This window comes from Akkermansia massiliensis (genome assembly GCF_018847375.1).
GTDB lineage: Bacteria > Verrucomicrobiota > Verrucomicrobiia > Verrucomicrobiales > Akkermansiaceae > Akkermansia > Akkermansia massiliensis.
The window spans coordinates 85,021-101,420 of the sequence record NZ_CP072036.1; the positions used below are offsets into that span (position 1 = coordinate 85,021).

A 16,400-nucleotide genomic window follows, 5' to 3' on the forward strand; every position below is an offset into this window, starting at 1 on the left:
CTTTACAATACATGAACAACTTTACGCCTAGGGCGCAACAAGTGCTGGCGCATGCGCGCCGGGAAGCGGACCGCTTCAATCATCATTACATAGGGACCGAACACCTGCTCCTCGGGCTGCTCAAGCTGGGCAAGGGCGTAGCCGTCACCATCCTGGAAAACCTGGGGGTGGAGCTTACCGCCGTGCGCAGGCAGGTGGAGGAACAAATAGGCCGGGGCACGGAGCCCCAGGCGGAGGGCAACATCCCGTACACCCCCAGAGTCCGCAAGGTTCTGGCGATGGCCAACCGGGAAGCCCAAGAACTCAACCACACGTATGTGGGCACGGAGCACCTGCTCCTGGGCCTCATCCGGGACGGCGACGGCGTGGCCGGACAGATTCTGCGCCACTTCGGCGTGGACCTGGAACAGGCGCGGCGCGAGCTGCTGGACGTACTGACGCCCAAATACCAGATGGATGCGGATGAAGACAACATCATCCCGGACGACGATGACGACGAGGAGGAAAACGAATCCCCCGCCATCCCGACGGACGAACCTTCCTCCCCTCCCTACTCCCGGCAGCAGAAATCCAAGACTCCCGCTCTCCAGGCCTTTGGCCGGGACATGACCCAGCTGGCCCGGGACGGCAAGCTGGACCCCGTGATCGGCCGTGCCTCCGAAATTGAGCGCGTCATCCAGATACTGTGCCGCAGGAACAAGAACAACCCCGTCCTGCTCGGTGAAGCCGGGGTGGGCAAAACCGCCATCGTGGAAGGGCTGGCCCAGGAAATAGCCCAGGGCCACGTTCCGGAACTCCTGCGCAGCAAGAGAGTCATCTCCCTGGACCTGGCTCTGATGGTGGCGGGCACCAAGTACCGCGGCCAGTTTGAAGAACGGCTCAAGGCCGTGATGGATGAAATACGCCGGGAAGGCAACGTCATCCTCTTCATTGACGAGCTGCACACCATCGTGGGCGCGGGCTCCGCGGAAGGCTCCATGGACGCCTCCAACATCATCAAGCCCGCCCTCTCCCGCGGGGAGCTCCAGGCCATAGGCGCCACCACGCTCAATGAATACAGAAAGCACATTGAGAAGGACGCCGCCCTGGAACGCCGCTTCCAGCAGGTGCAGGTGGGGGAACCCTCCGTGGAGGATACCATCCAGATCCTGGCCGGCATCCAGCCCAAGTATGAGGAACACCACAAGGTTCATTATACGAAAGAGGCCGTGGAAGCCGCAGCCAAGCTCTCCCACCGCTATCTGACGGGCCGCTTCCTGCCGGACAAGGCCATCGACATCCTGGATGAAGCGGGAGCGCGCAAGCGCGTCTCCCAGATGACCCGCCCGGACCACATCAGCGAGATGGAAGTCCGCATTGAGGAAATCAAGGAACGCAAGGACAAGGCCGTGGACGGCCAGCTCTTTGAGGAAGCCGCCCGCCTCCGCGACGAGGAAAAACAGGCCAAGGCGGAACTCCAGAACATGCTGGACACCTGGCGCAACTCCTACGAGACCAACTATGTCCCCGTAACGGATGAAGACGTGATGAGCGTGCTCGCCAAATGGACCGGCATTCCGCTGGCCCGGATGGAGGAAAAGGAAACCACCAAGCTCCTGCGCATGGAGGAAGAACTGAAAAGCAAGGTCATCGGCCAGGACGAGGCGGCCTCCGCCATCGCCCGTGCCCTGCGGCGCAGCCGCGCGGACATCAAAGACCCGCGCCGCCCGATCGGCTCCTTCCTCTTCCTGGGGCCCACCGGGGTGGGCAAAACCTACCTGGCCCGCAACCTGGCGGAAATCATGTTCGGCACCGCGGACGCCCTTATTCAGGTGGACATGAGCGAGTACATGGAAAAACACACCACGTCCCGCCTCATCGGCTCGCCTCCCGGCTACGTAGGCCATGACGAAGGCGGCCAGCTCACGGAAGCCGTCCGGCGCAGGCCCTACTCCGTTATCCTCTTTGACGAAGTGGAAAAGGCCCACCCGGACGTCATGAACCTGCTTCTCCAGATTCTGGAGGAAGGCAGCGTGACGGACTCCCTGGGACGCAAGATCAACTTCCGCAACACCATCATCATCCTGACCTCCAACGTGGGGGCCGCCTCCGCCAAGCGGCAGAGCGCCATGGGCTTCGGCGCCATGTCTGCCGACAATGCGGACTACGCCGCCATGAAGGAAAAGATTCTGGAAGCGGCGCGCAAGCAATTCCGCCCGGAATTCCTGAACCGCTTTGATGACATCTCCGTTTTCCGCATGCTGGAACGGGACGACCTGGAACGCATCGTACAGCTGGAAGCGGACAAGCTCATCTCCCGCCTCAAGACCAAGAACATCACGCTGGCCCTGAGCCCGGAAGCCCTGAGCCTGATCATCAAAAACGGCTACGATCCGCAGTACGGCGCGCGCCCGATGCGCCGCGCCATCGAACGGCTGCTGGAAGACCCCCTGGCGGAATCCCTGCTGAGGGGAGACGTGAAACCAGGCGACAAGATTGAAGCCGTGGAAACGGACGGAACGGAAACGCTCACCTTCCTGCACGTCAAGGACAAGGCGGCTCCGAAAACCAAAACTCCCCGTAAAAGGACTCCCCGCAAGCCGAAGGCGGAATAACCTTACGGACAACAATTAAACAGGAACCCTCCGCATGACTCCATGCGGGGGGTTTTCTTCTTTGAAGGAAATGCCGTCCCGTCGGAACAGGAGGAATCTTCATCCCGCTCCCTTCTATGGGCCTGCCGTCAGGAAAGGGAGAGGAACGGTTCCTGCCCGGGTGGCATTGTCCAGAATTGCCGGGAAAAAACAGTCTCATCCGGCAACGGTGGAACAGCACTTTCCAAGGCTGGGATAAAAGCCTTTTTACTTATTGAATAAATCTTGATTTGGATTTTTAAACGTCACGGATTTATAATTCGCTATTTATCTACTCCTAGGAAGGGTGTTCTATCATTTCCAATCACGTATCTCATTGATAGCATGAAGAAGACATTATTCATTCTGGCAACCATGGCGGCAGCGGCGGTTGCGGCTGAAGCCTCCACCGTTCTGATTTCGTTCGGGATCAATTCGGGCAATGGCACCTCCGTTGTGGACGGCACGTATCTGGGGGAATCCGGACAACAAGTGAACAAAATCTCCACGGGCAGCTCCTCTTCCTATACTTCCGGAACACTGGTGACCAGCGGAGGGGACGCTACCGGCATCACCCTGACGACCGGCGGCGTCTGCTGCGGGAGCGGAGGCGTTCTGACGGACGGTTCCGCCAAAGACTCCGCCCTGGGCCAGGGCAACAAGTTTTACGATGTTTTCGGCCAGGATATGACCACCGGCAACCCGATGGGCGGCGTCATCAATGGAAACAGTGCCAACGGCAACTTCACGATGTCCCTGAACAACCTGTCCGCCGGCACTTACACGCTGACCATGCTGGTGGGACGCGGAAACAACTACGGTGCGGGCAACACTTCTTCCTTCAGCCTTGACGGCACCGGAATCTCTAACATTTCCGCCAGCCTGGACGACTACTCCACCGGGTCCGGCGCTACGCTGAACGGCGCCACCGTCACGGGCAACACGCATACCGGAGACTGGATGGTGGTGACCTATACATTCGACGTGGCTGCCGACGGAACCCAGCTCAATATCCAGTCCCAGGGCGGAAGCGGCAGCATCAATGCCCTGGCGCTGGCCTCCGTTCCGGAACCGGCCACGGCCAGCCTCGGCCTGCTGGGCCTGGGCGCTCTGCTGATGCGCCGCAAACGGGCATAAACCCTGCCTCATTTTTCATCAAGCTCCGGCCGTTCTTCTACAAGGCGTCCGGAGCTTGATTTATTTACAGAACAGGCATGGATGGATTTCATGGCCTGTGCTTTTACATCAAACAATGCTCCGCAAACCGGAACCGGCATGGCCGTACGCATTCCGGACTCCGCGCACCGGCAAAACGGGCCGAGGGCTACATCTCAAACCGGTGCAGGTTCTCCAAATGGGAATACCCCATTTTTCTGAGGGTTTCCATCGCCTTGTCCGCCCTCTTGCCCGTCCGGCAATATAACAGAATTACGGCATTCTTGTCCGGAAGCAGTTGAGGAGCCAGCTGCTCCACCTCATCCACCGGAATATTCAAGGCTCCCTCCTTGTGGCCTGCGCGGTATTCCTCCGGGGTACGGACATCCACCAGCACGACATCGTGCGCGGCGTCATCCTCCGGAGACACCACCATGGCGGAGGAAGCCGGAACACGTTCCGTGTTCCTCCCCTTCAGCCAGACGAAGAGGGCCGTCAGCCCGGTCACCATCACCACGTACAGAACCACGTTTTTCACGCATCCACTTCACTAAACCATGGCGGAGGAATCAAGAGAAAACAATGCCTTTCTTCCGGATGCCGCCAGTATTTGCTGCCCACTCCAAACCGGCGGGGCCATCCTCCGGAAAAACGATGCTCCGGCGACAGGAGAAAACACAGTCCACGCGCGGAGAAGCCTTTCCCTTCTCCACTCCCTGAAAGGCTTGAACGCCCGGCCTACTCCTCGTCATCAATCACCACAGCCTGGGAGGCATAGCCGAAAGCGGGGCTTCCCCACTCCACCACGTCCCCGGGCTTCAAATAACCCGGAGGATTCATTCCCATGCCCACGCCTCCCGGAGTGCCGGTGGAAACCACGTCTCCCGGCCACAGGGTCATGAAACGGGAAATATAGGCAATCAGGCGAGGAACGGGCCAGATCAGGCCGTCCGTATTGCCCTGCTGGCGAACTTCCCCGTTCACCTTCAATTCAAGCGGAATACCAGAGCCGTCCCCCAGTTCCTCCGCGGAAATAAAAGTAGGGCCCATCGGGGCAAAGCTGTCGTAGCTCTTCCCCTTGGTCCACTGGCCGCCATGTTCCAGCTGGTTGGCCCTTTCCGAATAATCACACATCAGGGTATAGCCGCTGATGGCCAGCGCAGCTTCCTCCGGAGAAGCGTTCTTCAGCACATTCTTGATCACTACGGCCAGTTCAATCTCATAATCCAGCTTGTCACACCCGGGCGGGTATAAAACGACGTCGCTGCAGGAGGTAATGGCGGAAGGGGACTTCAGGAAAATGGCCGGCTCCTGCACGGGATCGCCGTCAAACTCCTTCGCGTGGTCCGCATAGCTCTTTCCCAGGCACACCAGCTTGGAGGGAGAACAGGGCAGCGCGGTATCAATCATCCAGTCAGGATCTACAGCCTTGGCGGCTGGATTATCCAGAAACGCAGCGATGCGCTTCATCTCCTCTCCGCTGGAATCCGTTTCCCCGCAAATGCAGGCATCCACCTCCGCAAACACGGAATCCGCCACCAGGTACTCCCCGCGGCTTTCACTCCACAGGGCCATGATGCGTTCCGCCTGGTCATTCAGGTAAAATCTGATTTTCACCCTCTCATCCTACAGCTTTTCCATTTTCAGGCAAAGAACGGTTCCGTCATTCTTCACCCGCAGCGGCCTTACGCCCTGTTCATTCCCCCCTCCGTGAGGGCATGTAGCGCGTAGGGCTTGCGTTGCCGGAGCAAAACATTATTATACCGGGACTTAATATCATCAACCCATGTCCGACCAAATATACTTTTTTGACACTACCCTGCGCGATGGAGAACAATGCCCCGGAGCATCCATGAACCTACGCGAAAAGCTGGAAGTGGCGCGTCAAATGGAACGGCTGGGCATGGACGTGATCGAAGCCGGCTTCCCCTGCATTTCCGACGGCGACTTTGAAGCCGTGCATACCATCGCCAGTGAAATCAAAAAATGCCGCATCGCCGGACTGGCCCGCTGCGTGAAGGCGGACATTGAATCAGCCGCCAGGGCCCTGGAACCCGCCGGGGACCGCGCCCGCATCCACATCTTTCTGGCCACCAGCAAGCTGCACATGCAGTTCAAGCTGAAAAAGGCGGAAACGGAAATCCTGCGCATGGCCGCGGAAGGCGTCTCCTACGCCAGGCAATTCGTGCAGGACGTGGAATTCTCCCCGGAAGACGCCTCCCGCACGGACCTGGACTTTCTGACCAAGGTGGTGGAAACCGTCATTGACGCCGGAGCCACCACCGTCAACATTCCGGACACCGTGGGCTACACCACGCCGGACGAATTCTACCGCATCATCCGCCACCTCAAGGAAAACGTGCCGAACATCGGCAAAGCCGTCATCTCCGTCCACTGCCACAACGACCTGGGCCTGGCCGTAGCCAACTCCCTGGCCGCCGTCCGCGCCGGAGCCCGGCAGGTGGAAGGCACCATCAACGGCATTGGCGAACGCGCCGGGAACGTGGCCCTGGAAGAAGTCATCATGGCCCTGCGCACCCGCGCCGGGCAATTCGGAGACGTCACGGACAATATCAACACGCGGGAAATCGTCCGCACCTCCCGCATTGTGGCCCGCATGAGCGGCATGCAGGTGCAGCGTTCCAAGGCCATTGTGGGGGAAAACGCCTTCGCCCACTCCTCCGGCATCCACCAGCACGGCATCCTCAACTGCCGGGAAACCTATGAAGTCATGGATCCGCAGGCGGTCGGGTGGGGAGCCACGGAACTCCCGCTCACCAAGCACTCCGGCCGCGCCGCCGTCAAGGCCAGGCTGGAACAACTGGGGCATGTGCTCACGGAAGAGGAAGTAAACGCCGTCTTTGAGCGCTTCAAGAAAGTGGGAGACTCCAAGAAATTCGTTTATGACGATGACCTGTCCGCTATTGTGGACGACTCCCTGCACGCCTCCTCCGGCCTGTGGGAGCTGGACTTCCTGCAATTCGTGGCAGGCAGCCACGCCCGGCCCACGGCTACGGTAGGACTGCTCAAGGAAGGTAAAAAATTTGAAGACAGCTCCACGGGCAACGGAGCGGTGGACGCCGTCATCAAGGCCATTGAACGCATCACCAAGCGCAAAGGCACGCTGAAAGGCTACAGCGTCAACGCCGCTTCCGAAGGGAAGGACGCCCTGGGGGAAGTCACGGTGCACGTGGACTTCGGCCAGCCCAAGCCCATCGTGGGCAAGGGAGCCTCCACGGACGTCATTGAAGCCTCCGCCCGGGCCTACCTGAACGCGGTCAACCGCTCCATCCGCATGGAAAACATGCCCCAGCCCAACAATCTGGACGCAGGAGCCATCTGACCCGGAGCGCCCCGGTACGCATGCGCGAACGGGGCGCACCTCCGCACGGCGTCCGCAGGGCAGCTCCTACGGCTTGCTTTTCTCCTGCTTCCGTGCCATAAATTCCAAGCCTTTTACACCGTACAACCCCATGAAAGCAACACTACTCCTTCTCTGCCTGGCGTGCAGCGCGCTGGCAGCTCCTCCAACCAAAAAACAGCCGGAGCCGGCCAAACCGCTGCCTCCGCTGGAAAAAGCCACCATTGCCATTGACGGCCACCCGGAAAGCGTGGCTGCGGACGCGGAGGGCAACATCTACTTCACCTGCATCGGCGCCAAACTGGCGCCCACGGAAAAGGACAAGGACGGCTACCTGGGCGTTATCCCGCACGGCTCCACGGAACCTAAAAAGATCACGGACGTGGACACCCTGGACGCTCCCAAGGGGCTCCTGTACCAGGACGGCTTCCTGTACTGCACGGATGTGGACATGGTCTACAAGATAGACGCCAAAACCGGCACCATTGAGGGGTATGTGGACCTGTCCCCCTCCCGCATGAAATTTCTCAACGACCTGGCGTTCATCAACGGCAGGCTCATGGTCTCCTCCACGGATACCGACCAGATTTTCTACGTGGACACGAACACCAGTTCCTACGGGGAGCTGGTCACCAAGCAGCCCATCTACAAGCCGAACGGCCTGGCCTGGGACCCGGAAAGAAAAGTCATCTACCTCTGCGAATACGCCACGGATGAAAAAGGCAAGCCCAGCGGCCGCCTGCTCTCCATCAACCCCGTCTCCCGGGAAGTCACGGAACTCTCCAAGGAACGGGGGCAATACGACGGCCTGGTGTACCGTGACAACGCCCTTTACTACAGCGACTGGTCCAAGGACAAAAAACCGGAAGCCATCCGCAGGCTGGACCTGAAAACGGGGCGTTCCGCGCCGGCAGCCACCGGTCCCATTGAAGGCGCGGCGGACTTTATCCTGTATGACTCCATGATCGTGGTTCCGGGCATGGCGGAAAAGAAAATCCACATCATGCCCATCGGCGGGAAAAAATAAACCGGGCGGTTCCGCTCTTCAACTCCCTCTCCGGGCCGCCGGCGGGCATTTCCCGCGCTGGCGGCCTTTTTCAATTTACGGCTTGAAGTACACGTGGGGATGCGCTTAGTTAATGGGGATATGAGCAAGATTTCAGACCAAATCATGGAAGGGATGAAAACCGCCATGAGAGCAAAAGACTCCGTCACCCTCAACACGCTGCGCGCCCTCAAGACGGCTCTGACGAACACGGCCATCGCCAAGGGAGGCCTGGGAACCCAGTTGGAGGAAGCGGAAGAACTGGCCGTGGTCCGCAAGCAAATCAAGCAGCGCGAAGACTCTACGGAACAATTCCGCTCCGCCGGACGCCCGGAACTGGCCGACAAGGAAGAAGCGGAAATCGCCGTCCTCAAGCAATTCATGCCTGCTGAACTCACCGCAGAGGAAACGGAGGCCATGCTGGAAGCCGTCCTGAAGGAAACGGGAGCCTCCACCAAAAAAGACATGGGACAGGTCATGAAACTCATGCAGGAACGCACCGCCGGCAGGGTCAACGGCAAGGAACTGGCCCGCATGGTGTCAGCCAGACTATCATGAAATGCTGTGCCGCCATCATTGTAGCGGCCGGGTCCTCCCGGCGCGCCGGATTTGACAAGCTGCTGGCCCCCCTGCACGGCGTCAAGGTGCTGGAACGCAGCATCCGGGCCTTTGCCAACTGCCGGGAAATCACGGAAATCGTGGTCGTCTGCCCGGAAGAGCGCTTCCGCGCCGTTGATGCTGCGGACCTGGAGACGGAAATACCCGTCACCCGCGTGGACGGAGGAGCGGAACGGCATGAATCCGTTCAGAACGGCCTGGCAGCCCTTCTCTACACGCCGGAACTTGTGGCCGTGCACGACGGAGCGCGCCCCCTTATCACGGTAGAGCAAATCTCCCGCTGCATCCAGACTGCCAGGGAATGCGGAGCGGCCGCTTCCGCGCATCCCGTGACGGACACCTTGAAGCGCGCGGACGAAGAACGCTTCACCCTGCCGGAGCAGGTGGACCGGGACGGCCTGTGGTGCATGGAAACCCCGCAGGTCTTCCAATACCCGCTCCTGCTGGATGCGTATGTGGAAGTCACGGAACGGAACATGCAGGTGACGGATGAAGTAACCGCCCTGCAGCTCATCGGCCATCCCACGCGGCTGGTGCACAACCATGAGCCAAATCCCAAAATCACCTGGCCGGAAGATGTCTCCCGGGCTGAAACGCTGTTGGAACTCAAACACCTCCGCAAAGACTCATGACCGGCCTCCTGTGTACAGAACCCCGCGCCGTCCTCATTCTGGGAACGGGCTACCTGGGAAAAGCGCTGGCGGAGAGCCTGCGGAAAGCCGGTCACACGGCCCTTACGGCGGACATTGACGCACAGAAAGCCATTTATGAAGCGGACGTCACGGAGGGAGCCTCCATGCACAGCCTGGCCGCCCGCATCCCCTCCCCCCACATCATCGTCATGTGCGCCAGCACGCGGGGAGGCTCAGAGGAAGCCTACCGCAGCCTCTACATCCGCGGAACGCAGAACACGCTGGAAGCCTTCCCCGGAACGCCGGTCATCTTCTGCTCCAGCACCTCCGTCTATGGCATCACGGACGGACGCTGGATCACGGAGGAACATAACGTCTACCCCGCCTCCGGAAAAAGCGGCCTCCTCATTCAGGCGGAACAGGCGGTTCTGGCCGCGGGAGGCACCGTCGTCCGGCTGGGAGCTCTCTACGGACCGGACCGCTGCGTGCTCGTCTCCCAATACTGCAAGAAGGGCGCGGCCCTCCCCGGAAACATGGACAGGTGGATCAACTACATCCACCGGGATGACGCCGTGGCCGCCCTGCACCTGCTCTGCACGCTCCGGGAACCGCCCACCGGCATCTACAACCTGACGGACCGCACCCCCATGCAGCTGGGAGAAATCTACTCCTACCTCTCCGGACTGCTGGGCATGCCCGCGCCACAGCCCGAACCGCTCCAGGCGGAAGCGCGCCGCGGCTTTTCCAGCCAGAGAATCTCCTGCTCCCGCCTTCTGGCCCTGGGCTGGGAGCCGCTCTACCCAAGCTTTGCGGACGGCGTGCACAACGTGCTGGAAGCGCTGGAAGCGGGGGGAGAATAAACTCCCGCCGCCGCTTCTTCTCTTCATGCCCAAGAAAACGCTCCGGTCAGGCATGAAAAAGAGAGAGAACAAACGCAGGACGCATACCGGAACAGGCGAGGCGCCCGGCCAGCCTCCCCGCCAGTCTTTGACTCTCCCCTTTCTTGACTTGCCGGGCGCGAACAGGCAAAATCCTGCGCGCAATGCGTATCATCACAGGACTTCAACCCAGCGGCAAGCTGCATGTCGGCAACTACTTCGGAGCCATGGAACCAGCCGTCCGCATGCAGGAACGCGGAGAATCCTACTACTTTCTGGCGGACTACCACGCCATGAGCACCGTTCACGACGCGGAGGCCCTGCGGGAAAACTGCAAAAACCTGGCGACGGACTTTCTGGCCGTGGGCCTGGACCCTGGAAAATGCGTCTTCTTCCGCCAGTCCTCCGTGCCGGAAGTCAATGAACTGGCCTGGATACTCGGCACCGTCTGCCCGGTGGGCCTGCTGGAACGCTGCCACTCCTACAAGGACAAAATCGCCAAGGGGTTCTCCCCCAGCAACGCCCTCTTCACCTACCCCGTCCTCATGGCGGCGGACATCCTGATGTATGACTCCGACCTAGTGCCCGTAGGCAAGGACCAGAAGCAGCACCTGGAAGTCACCCGCGACCTGGCAGGCAAAATGAACGAACAATTCGGCGAAGGCACCTGCAAGCTGCCGGATGCGCTCATTGCGGAAAGCACGGCCATCGTGCCGGGGCTGGACGGGCAAAAAATGAGCAAAAGCTACAACAACACGCTCCCCATCTTCGGTGAGGAAAAAGCCGTCCGCAAGCTCATCATGAAAATCCCCACGGACTCCACCCCTGTGGAAGATCCCAAACCCACGGAAGGCTCCGTCATCCTGCAGCTCTACAAGCTCTTCGCCTCTGCGGAAGGCTATGAAGACATGGTCCGCGACTTCAAAAACGGAGGCTGCGGCTATGGCGACTTCAAAAAACGCCTCTTTGACGCCTACTGGGAATACTTCCGTCCCGCGCGCGAACGCAGGGCGGAACTGGAAGCCAACCAGGACTACGTGCACCGGACGCTGGAAGAAGGGGCCCGCAAGGCGCGGGAAACGGCCTCCGTAGTGCTGGACAGGGTGCGCCGGGCCGTGGGCCTGATCTGAACCGGGAATGGAATGCCGGGAGAACCGGGGACAGCACACGTTTTTTAGTGGCATGGAAAAGCACGGAATGTTATACAGGAAGATATGAAGAATATTCTGGTAGCCATTGATTTCTCCAACGCCACGGACGCCGTCATTCATCAGATCGGCAAACTGGCTTGCCCCAACGACAGCATCATCCATCTGCTCCACATTGTGGAACCCAGCATCTGTTATGAAGTCTCCGGCGTGCTGCCGGATGAAGTGCCTGTCCCCGTGATGGACCAGACGGAGGAAAACGAAGTCATCTCCATCGCAAAAAACCATCTGCAAAAAACGGCGGAAAAAACTCTCCCGGCTGACGGACGCAACCATCATCCAGGCTGTGGAAGACGAATTTGAAATCAGCGAAGCGGTCATCAACTATGCTGAAAAACACCACATTGACATGATCGTGGTGGGCAAGCACAACCACGGCTTCCTTTCCACCGTCTTTCTGGGCAGCGTAGCCAGCTCCGTCATGCGGAAATCCCCCGTGCCCGTGCTGGTGGTTCCCGTCACCAAGGAAGAGCAGTAAAAACCGCCATCCGCACCAGTCCCGTCCCACTTCATGATTACCATACTCTTTATAGGCGATGTGGTCGGCGAACCTGGCCGCACCGCCGTGAAGCACATGCTGCCGGAACTCAAAAAGGAGCATGGGGCGGACTTTGTCATCGTCAACGGTGAAAACGCGGCCGCAGGGCGCGGCATTACGCCCCGTCTGGCGCAGGAACTGCTGCATGCGGGAGTGGACGTCATCACGACGGGGGACCATGTATGGGACCAGGCGGAACTGGCTCCTTGGCTGGACTCCGAACCGCGCGTGCTGCGCCCCGTCAACTACCCGCAGGGGACACCGGGACACGGAAGCGTGGTGGTGGAAACGCCCAGGGGAAAAATAGCCGTCATGCAGGTGCAGGGACGTTCCTTCATCCAGCCGCCGCTTGAAAACCCCTTCCTCATCTCGGAAGCGGAAGCCAAAAGACTCAGGGAGGAAGAAGGCGTGCAGGTCATCTTTGTGGACATGCACGCGGAAACCACCAGTGAAAAAATCTCCACCGGCTACAATCTGGACGGACTGGTCTCCGCCGTCATCGGAACGCACACCCACGTGCAGACGGCGGATGAAACCATTCTGGAACACGGCACCGCCTACCTGACGGACGCCGGCATGTGCGGCCCCGCCGTCGGGGTGCTGGGCCGGGAACGGGAACCCATTATCCAACGCTTCCGCACCTCCATGCCGGCCAAATTCCCTGTGGCGAACTGGCCCGTGCGCCTCTGCGGAGCCGTCGTGCAGGTGGATGAAGCCACCGGGAGGGCCCTCAACATCGCCCGCATCAGCAAAATCGTGGAAAACCCGGCCTCCTGACCATGCAGACTGCCACCGCCTTCCTCTTATCATGCCTGTTGACGGCGCTCTGCGGATGTTCCGGACACAACGGAAACGCCGTGAGGGACTACCAAAACATGGCCCACAGGGAAGGCTGGCATCGGCTTCCCGCATCCTGCTTCCTCACACCGGACGGACAGCCGGCGCTCCAGTACAGCCTGCTCCGGCAGCATCCCTCACTCACCCTCACGGAAAAGCGGGATAACCGGCAGCCCGTCACCCTCTCCTGGAACAACGGAAAACTGGCCGTAGCATGCAGAAATACGGCTGCCATCGCCATGCCCTCCTGCGGACGCATGGTCCTCTTTACCGTCCGGCAGGACGGCATCGTACGCTACCAGGATAAAAAAGACGGCATCCCCCAGCAAAACGGGGGTGGATGGGACATGCTGATTGCTGTGCATGGAAACACCTGCCTCATCTGCTGGAACCGGGGCGCAGGCCTTCCCGCCTCCTGCCGCCCGGAACAAACGGCTTCCCCCCGCTATTATATCTTCACGATGGAAAAACGGAAGGGCCCTCTGGCACCCGTCTTCTCCTTAATTCCCCACTCCGGTTCAAACACGCAGCCATGAACTATGAAGCCAGATTCGGCGGCATAGGCCGCCTGTATGGAAGGAGCGGGCTGGACATCCTCAGGAACTCCCGCATGGCCGTCGTCGGCATTGGCGGCGTGGGTTCCTGGGCGGCGGAAGCCCTGGCGCGGTCGGGCGTCGGCGCCATTATCCTGATGGACCTGGACGACCTCTGCATCACCAATACCAACCGGCAAATCCACGCTCTGGAAACCACGATCGGCCAGTCCAAGACAGAAGCCATGGCCGCCCGCCTCCGGCAAATCAACCCGGAGGCGGAAATCATCTCCATCAACAGCTTCTACACGGCCTCCAATGCGGAAAAACTGCTGGAGACGAAACCGGACGTCATCATTGACGCCATTGACTCCCTGATTCCCAAGGCCCATCTTATTGCCTCCTGCTACCGCAGCAAACAGCCGCTGGTCACCTGCGGCGGCGCGGGAGGACGCGTCAACCCCGCCAAAATAGAAATAGGCGACCTCTCCCGCACCAAGGGAGACCCCCTGCTCTCCAGCCTGCGCTACAAGCTCAAAAAAGACTACGGCCTACCGCTGGGGGAAAAAGCCCGGAAACTGAAAATCCCCTGCGTCTTCTCCCAGGAAACTCCCGTCTACCCCACCTGCGACGGAGAAACCTCCTGCACGCGCGACCCGGAATTCCAGGGGAAAATGGGCTGTGACTCCGGATTCGGCTCCATCACCCACATCACGGGCACCTTCGGCTTCTTCGCGGCTTCCGCCGCCATTCAAACGCTCTTAAACAAGAAAAAAACACCATCACAGCCATGAACAAACTCCTGCTTCCCCTGCTGGGGGCCGTCCTCCTTCCCGCATTGACCCAGTGCAACTCCCTGGAAAAAGACATCGCCGGCATCAACGCCCGCAATGCGGAAATCGCCCGCGAACCCAGGGGCAACTACTTCGTCGGACGCCGTTACCATGTGCCGGCAACGCGTTTCTGGGGGTACCTGCGCCAGCCGGGCCAGACCTGGAGAACGGCCCAGCTCGTCATCATGGATGAAAGCTCCTGCCGGACCCCGGACCGCCTGCCGGAATACGCCGGGAGCCCGCGCTACGCCTATGACAACAACTATGAATACAGGGTCTACGGCAAGTACACGGGCAAATACGGCTACGAGCCCAACTCCAACCTGAGGCTGCCCATCTTCAAGCCGACCAGGTTTGAAGCTGTCAGCACCGATCCCGGCTGGCTCTTCAAACCCTCGGAAAAATATGACACCAAGGCCGTCACTCTGCGCCCGGCCATCATGCCCGTGGCTACCTCCCTCCCGGTCCGCTAAGAAAATCCCTCTTCAAAAAACGGAATCGAAAGGATAAAAAAGAAGAAAAAGCTTGATATCTTCGTTCCTCTGCGCTAAAAACTCCCCGCCTTAAGGCACCCATGCTCGGGTGGCGGAATTGGTAGACGCGCTAGACTAAGGATCTAGTGTCGATAAGACGTAGGGGTTCGAGTCCCCTCTCGAGCACCATCCCTTTTATACCGCAAGTTGCTGTTCATAAGCGCTTGCGGTTTTTGTTTATCGACAATTGCAAGACAAACCGCAGTATATTTATACAACTTTTATCGACACGAAACGGGAATGTGCTGCAAGAAATGAAAGGTCCTCCCTCTTGTTTACTCGCTGGAAACAGTTCAGGTAAAAACCAATGAAGGAAGTTGTGTATTTACGACGCCTTTCAAACGCCCCCTGCCATCAGGGCCAGGACTTCCACGCGGTTCGGCATGGAGCGGATGGCGCCCTTGCGCGTCGTCACGATGGACGCGGCGGCGTTGGCGAATAAAAGCATGTCCGCCAACTGTCCCTCCGTCAGGTTTTCCAGCCCTGTTTCCAGAATCCAGTCCAGGCAGGAACCAAAAAAAGCGTCTCCGGCGCCCGTCGTGTCAATGGTATTGACCTTCAGGAACGTAGGCTGGTAAACCAGCGTGTCTCCATAGGAAGCCCAGCTTCCTTCCCTGCCCCCTGTCACGAGGATGAGACGGAGATTGCCGAATTCCCTTTTCAGGGCATCCAGCCCTTCTTTCATGGAGGAGCACCCGGTGAGGAACAGAAGTTCCTCCACCTCTATTTTCATGACGCTGCACGCGCCGCAGCCGTAGCGCATTTGTTCCCGGGCCAGCTCCAGGCTGGGCCAGAGGGGAGGCCGGAGGTTGGGGTCAAAGGAGACGAGGGCACCCTTCTCCCGGGCATGGCTGACGGCATGCCTTGTGGCGCGCCGCACGTCGCCGTGCGTCATGGAGATGGTCCCGAAGTGGAATACGCGCGTGTTTTCCACCAGCGCCATGTCCACCTCCCCGGAGGTCAGTTTCATGTCCGCGCCGGGATTGCGGTAGAAGGAAAAATCACGGTCGCCATGTTCGTCAATCTGGACGAAGGCCAGGGTGGTGTTGACTTCCCGGGAAGAGACCAGCCCCGAATCGTCAATGCCTTCCTCCTGAAGCGTGCGCCGGAGCATTTTCCCGAACATGTCATGCCCCACCTTGCCGATGAAGGCGGTCCTGCGCCCCAGCCGGGACAGCATGGAGAGGACATTGCAGGGGGCTCCCCCCGGATTGGCCTGGTAAACGGGCAGTTCCTGGGCGCTCACTCCGCAGGGGGTGAAGTCCACCAGCAGTTCTCCGAGGGCTACGACGTCATACATGCTTTTCCAAATGTTGAAGGTGGTCCTTCCGGCATAAAGGAAAGCCGGTAGAGATAGTAAAGCATAGAACGCGCCGCCTGTTCCGGGAAAGGAAAAAGAGGTTCATTCCAGTCATGCCGGCAAAGGACGTACTGCCGGGGTCCCATCGCGCCCTGTGGAAACCGTGCCCGTAAAAAAATCCGGGATTTTTCCGTGAACGGTCCCCTGCGGCGCGTGATCAATCCGCCGGATAGGGAAAAAGTCTGGCATATCCCTAACACCCGCCTCTCCGGAAATGCCCATTAGTATGAGACGGCAAATACCATACCTCATTTCAA

Annotated in this window: 18 protein-coding genes and 1 tRNA gene; 15 read left to right on the forward strand and 4 right to left on the reverse strand. The window is 59.6% G+C overall.

What is annotated here, in order from left to right; all coding sequences use genetic code 11:
- Positions 1 to 11 precede the first annotated feature (11 nt).
- A complete protein-coding gene (locus tag J5W70_RS00355; RefSeq protein ID WP_022397025.1) occupies positions 12 to 2,594 on the forward strand; it encodes an ATP-dependent Clp protease ATP-binding subunit in 2,583 nt (860 codons plus the stop codon).
- A 363-nt stretch (positions 2,595 to 2,957) separates the two neighbouring features.
- Positions 2,958 to 3,749 (forward strand): PEP-CTERM sorting domain-containing protein, encoded by a 792-nt coding sequence (locus J5W70_RS00360; RefSeq protein WP_022397024.1) that lies wholly within the window; start codon positions 2,958 to 2,960, stop codon positions 3,747 to 3,749.
- A gap of 8 nt (positions 3,750 to 3,757) precedes the next feature.
- Here J5W70_RS00360 and J5W70_RS12710 read toward each other — a convergent pair whose 3' ends face one another.
- From J5W70_RS12710 to J5W70_RS00370, 3 genes are all read right to left on the reverse strand, one after another.
- A complete protein-coding gene (locus tag J5W70_RS12710) occupies positions 3,758 to 3,889 on the reverse strand; it encodes a hypothetical protein (RefSeq protein ID WP_257228525.1) in 132 nt (43 codons plus the stop codon).
- A 47-nt stretch (positions 3,890 to 3,936) separates the two neighbouring features.
- Positions 3,937 to 4,305: a rhodanese-like domain-containing protein gene (locus J5W70_RS00365; protein WP_022397023.1), complete on the reverse strand. Its 369-nt coding sequence runs from the start codon at positions 4,303 to 4,305 to the stop codon at positions 3,937 to 3,939.
- Positions 4,306 to 4,505: 200 nt separating this feature from the next.
- Entirely contained in the window at positions 4,506 to 5,384 is an 879-nt protein-coding gene (locus J5W70_RS00370; protein WP_022397022.1) for a fumarylacetoacetate hydrolase family protein, read from the reverse strand.
- A gap of 169 nt (positions 5,385 to 5,553) precedes the next feature.
- Here J5W70_RS00370 and J5W70_RS00375 point away from each other — a divergent pair, with 169 nt between their 5' ends.
- From J5W70_RS00375 to J5W70_RS00435, 13 genes are all read left to right on the forward strand, one after another.
- Positions 5,554 to 7,110, forward strand: a complete 1,557-nt coding sequence (locus J5W70_RS00375; protein ID WP_022397021.1) for a 2-isopropylmalate synthase — start codon at positions 5,554 to 5,556, stop codon at positions 7,108 to 7,110.
- 130 nt (positions 7,111 to 7,240) lie between these two features.
- Entirely contained in the window at positions 7,241 to 8,155 is a 915-nt protein-coding gene (locus tag J5W70_RS00380; protein ID WP_022397020.1) for an SMP-30/gluconolactonase/LRE family protein, read from the forward strand.
- A 120-nt stretch (positions 8,156 to 8,275) separates the two neighbouring features.
- On the forward strand, positions 8,276 to 8,731 hold the full coding sequence (locus tag J5W70_RS00385; protein ID WP_022397019.1) for a GatB/YqeY domain-containing protein: 456 nt from the start codon (positions 8,276 to 8,278) through the stop codon (positions 8,729 to 8,731).
- A complete protein-coding gene (ispD, locus tag J5W70_RS00390; RefSeq protein WP_022397018.1) occupies positions 8,728 to 9,423 on the forward strand; it encodes a 2-C-methyl-D-erythritol 4-phosphate cytidylyltransferase in 696 nt (231 codons plus the stop codon). Before J5W70_RS00385 ends, ispD begins: the two co-directional genes overlap by 4 nt.
- Positions 9,420 to 10,283, forward strand: a complete 864-nt coding sequence (locus J5W70_RS00395) for an NAD-dependent epimerase/dehydratase family protein (RefSeq protein ID WP_022397017.1) — start codon at positions 9,420 to 9,422, stop codon at positions 10,281 to 10,283. The genes ispD and J5W70_RS00395 overlap by 4 nt, the downstream gene beginning before the upstream one ends.
- Before the next feature lie 182 nt (positions 10,284 to 10,465).
- Positions 10,466 to 11,431 carry a tryptophan--tRNA ligase gene (gene trpS / locus J5W70_RS00400; RefSeq protein WP_022397016.1) on the forward strand — a complete coding sequence of 322 codons (966 nt, stop codon included), beginning with the start codon at positions 10,466 to 10,468 and terminating at the stop codon, positions 11,429 to 11,431.
- Between the two features lie 84 nt (positions 11,432 to 11,515).
- Positions 11,516 to 11,812, forward strand: a complete 297-nt coding sequence (locus J5W70_RS00405) for a universal stress protein (RefSeq protein WP_215841923.1) — start codon at positions 11,516 to 11,518, stop codon at positions 11,810 to 11,812.
- Positions 11,796 to 11,987, forward strand: coding sequence for a universal stress protein (locus J5W70_RS00410; protein WP_215841924.1), 192 nt, complete (start codon positions 11,796 to 11,798; stop codon positions 11,985 to 11,987). Before J5W70_RS00405 ends, J5W70_RS00410 begins: the two co-directional genes overlap by 17 nt.
- A 33-nt stretch (positions 11,988 to 12,020) precedes the next feature.
- Entirely contained in the window at positions 12,021 to 12,824 is an 804-nt protein-coding gene (locus J5W70_RS00415) for a TIGR00282 family metallophosphoesterase (RefSeq protein ID WP_022397014.1), read from the forward strand.
- 80 nt (positions 12,825 to 12,904) lie between these two features.
- Complete coding sequence (locus J5W70_RS00420; protein WP_215841925.1) at positions 12,905 to 13,420, forward strand: hypothetical protein; 516 nt, start codon at positions 12,905 to 12,907, stop codon at positions 13,418 to 13,420.
- A complete protein-coding gene (gene tcdA, locus J5W70_RS00425; RefSeq protein WP_102721360.1) occupies positions 13,417 to 14,211 on the forward strand; it encodes a tRNA cyclic N6-threonylcarbamoyladenosine(37) synthase TcdA in 795 nt (264 codons plus the stop codon). Before J5W70_RS00420 ends, tcdA begins: the two co-directional genes overlap by 4 nt.
- Positions 14,208 to 14,723, forward strand: a complete 516-nt coding sequence (locus J5W70_RS00430) for a hypothetical protein (RefSeq protein WP_022397011.1) — start codon at positions 14,208 to 14,210, stop codon at positions 14,721 to 14,723. The genes tcdA and J5W70_RS00430 overlap by 4 nt, the downstream gene beginning before the upstream one ends.
- Before the next feature lie 103 nt (positions 14,724 to 14,826).
- Positions 14,827 to 14,912: transfer RNA gene (locus J5W70_RS00435), tRNA-Leu, on the forward strand.
- 208 nt (positions 14,913 to 15,120) lie between these two features.
- Here J5W70_RS00435 and J5W70_RS00440 read toward each other — a convergent pair.
- Positions 15,121 to 16,083, reverse strand: a complete 963-nt coding sequence (locus J5W70_RS00440) for a PfkB family carbohydrate kinase (protein ID WP_022397010.1) — start codon at positions 16,081 to 16,083, stop codon at positions 15,121 to 15,123.
- Positions 16,084 to 16,400 lie beyond the last annotated feature (317 nt).

What these genes read in the sequence shown, in the direction of transcription:
- J5W70_RS00360 (WP_022397024.1), top strand. Translation starts at nt 2,958, where the DNA reads ATGAAGAAGACATTATTCATTCTGGCAACCATGGCGGCAGCGGCGGTT.
- J5W70_RS00415 (WP_022397014.1), top strand. Translation starts at nt 12,021, where the DNA reads ATGATTACCATACTCTTTATAGGCGATGTGGTCGGCGAACCTGGCCGC.
- ispD (WP_022397018.1), top strand. Translation starts at nt 8,728, where the DNA reads ATGAAATGCTGTGCCGCCATCATTGTAGCGGCCGGGTCCTCCCGGCGC.
- tcdA (WP_102721360.1), top strand. Translation starts at nt 13,417, where the DNA reads ATGAACTATGAAGCCAGATTCGGCGGCATAGGCCGCCTGTATGGAAGG.
- J5W70_RS00395 (WP_022397017.1), top strand. Translation starts at nt 9,420, where the DNA reads ATGACCGGCCTCCTGTGTACAGAACCCCGCGCCGTCCTCATTCTGGGA.
- J5W70_RS00385 (WP_022397019.1), top strand. Translation starts at nt 8,276, where the DNA reads ATGAGCAAGATTTCAGACCAAATCATGGAAGGGATGAAAACCGCCATG.
- J5W70_RS12710 (WP_257228525.1), bottom strand. Translation starts at nt 3,889, where the DNA reads ATGCCGGTTCCGGTTTGCGGAGCATTGTTTGATGTAAAAGCACAGGCC.
- trpS (WP_022397016.1), top strand. Translation starts at nt 10,466, where the DNA reads ATGCGTATCATCACAGGACTTCAACCCAGCGGCAAGCTGCATGTCGGC.
- J5W70_RS00355 (WP_022397025.1), top strand. Translation starts at nt 12, where the DNA reads ATGAACAACTTTACGCCTAGGGCGCAACAAGTGCTGGCGCATGCGCGC.
- J5W70_RS00380 (WP_022397020.1), top strand. Translation starts at nt 7,241, where the DNA reads ATGAAAGCAACACTACTCCTTCTCTGCCTGGCGTGCAGCGCGCTGGCA.
- J5W70_RS00440 (WP_022397010.1), bottom strand. Translation starts at nt 16,083, where the DNA reads ATGTATGACGTCGTAGCCCTCGGAGAACTGCTGGTGGACTTCACCCCC.
- J5W70_RS00375 (WP_022397021.1), top strand. Translation starts at nt 5,554, where the DNA reads ATGTCCGACCAAATATACTTTTTTGACACTACCCTGCGCGATGGAGAA.
- J5W70_RS00405 (WP_215841923.1), top strand. Translation starts at nt 11,516, where the DNA reads ATGAAGAATATTCTGGTAGCCATTGATTTCTCCAACGCCACGGACGCC.
- J5W70_RS00430 (WP_022397011.1), top strand. Translation starts at nt 14,208, where the DNA reads ATGAACAAACTCCTGCTTCCCCTGCTGGGGGCCGTCCTCCTTCCCGCA.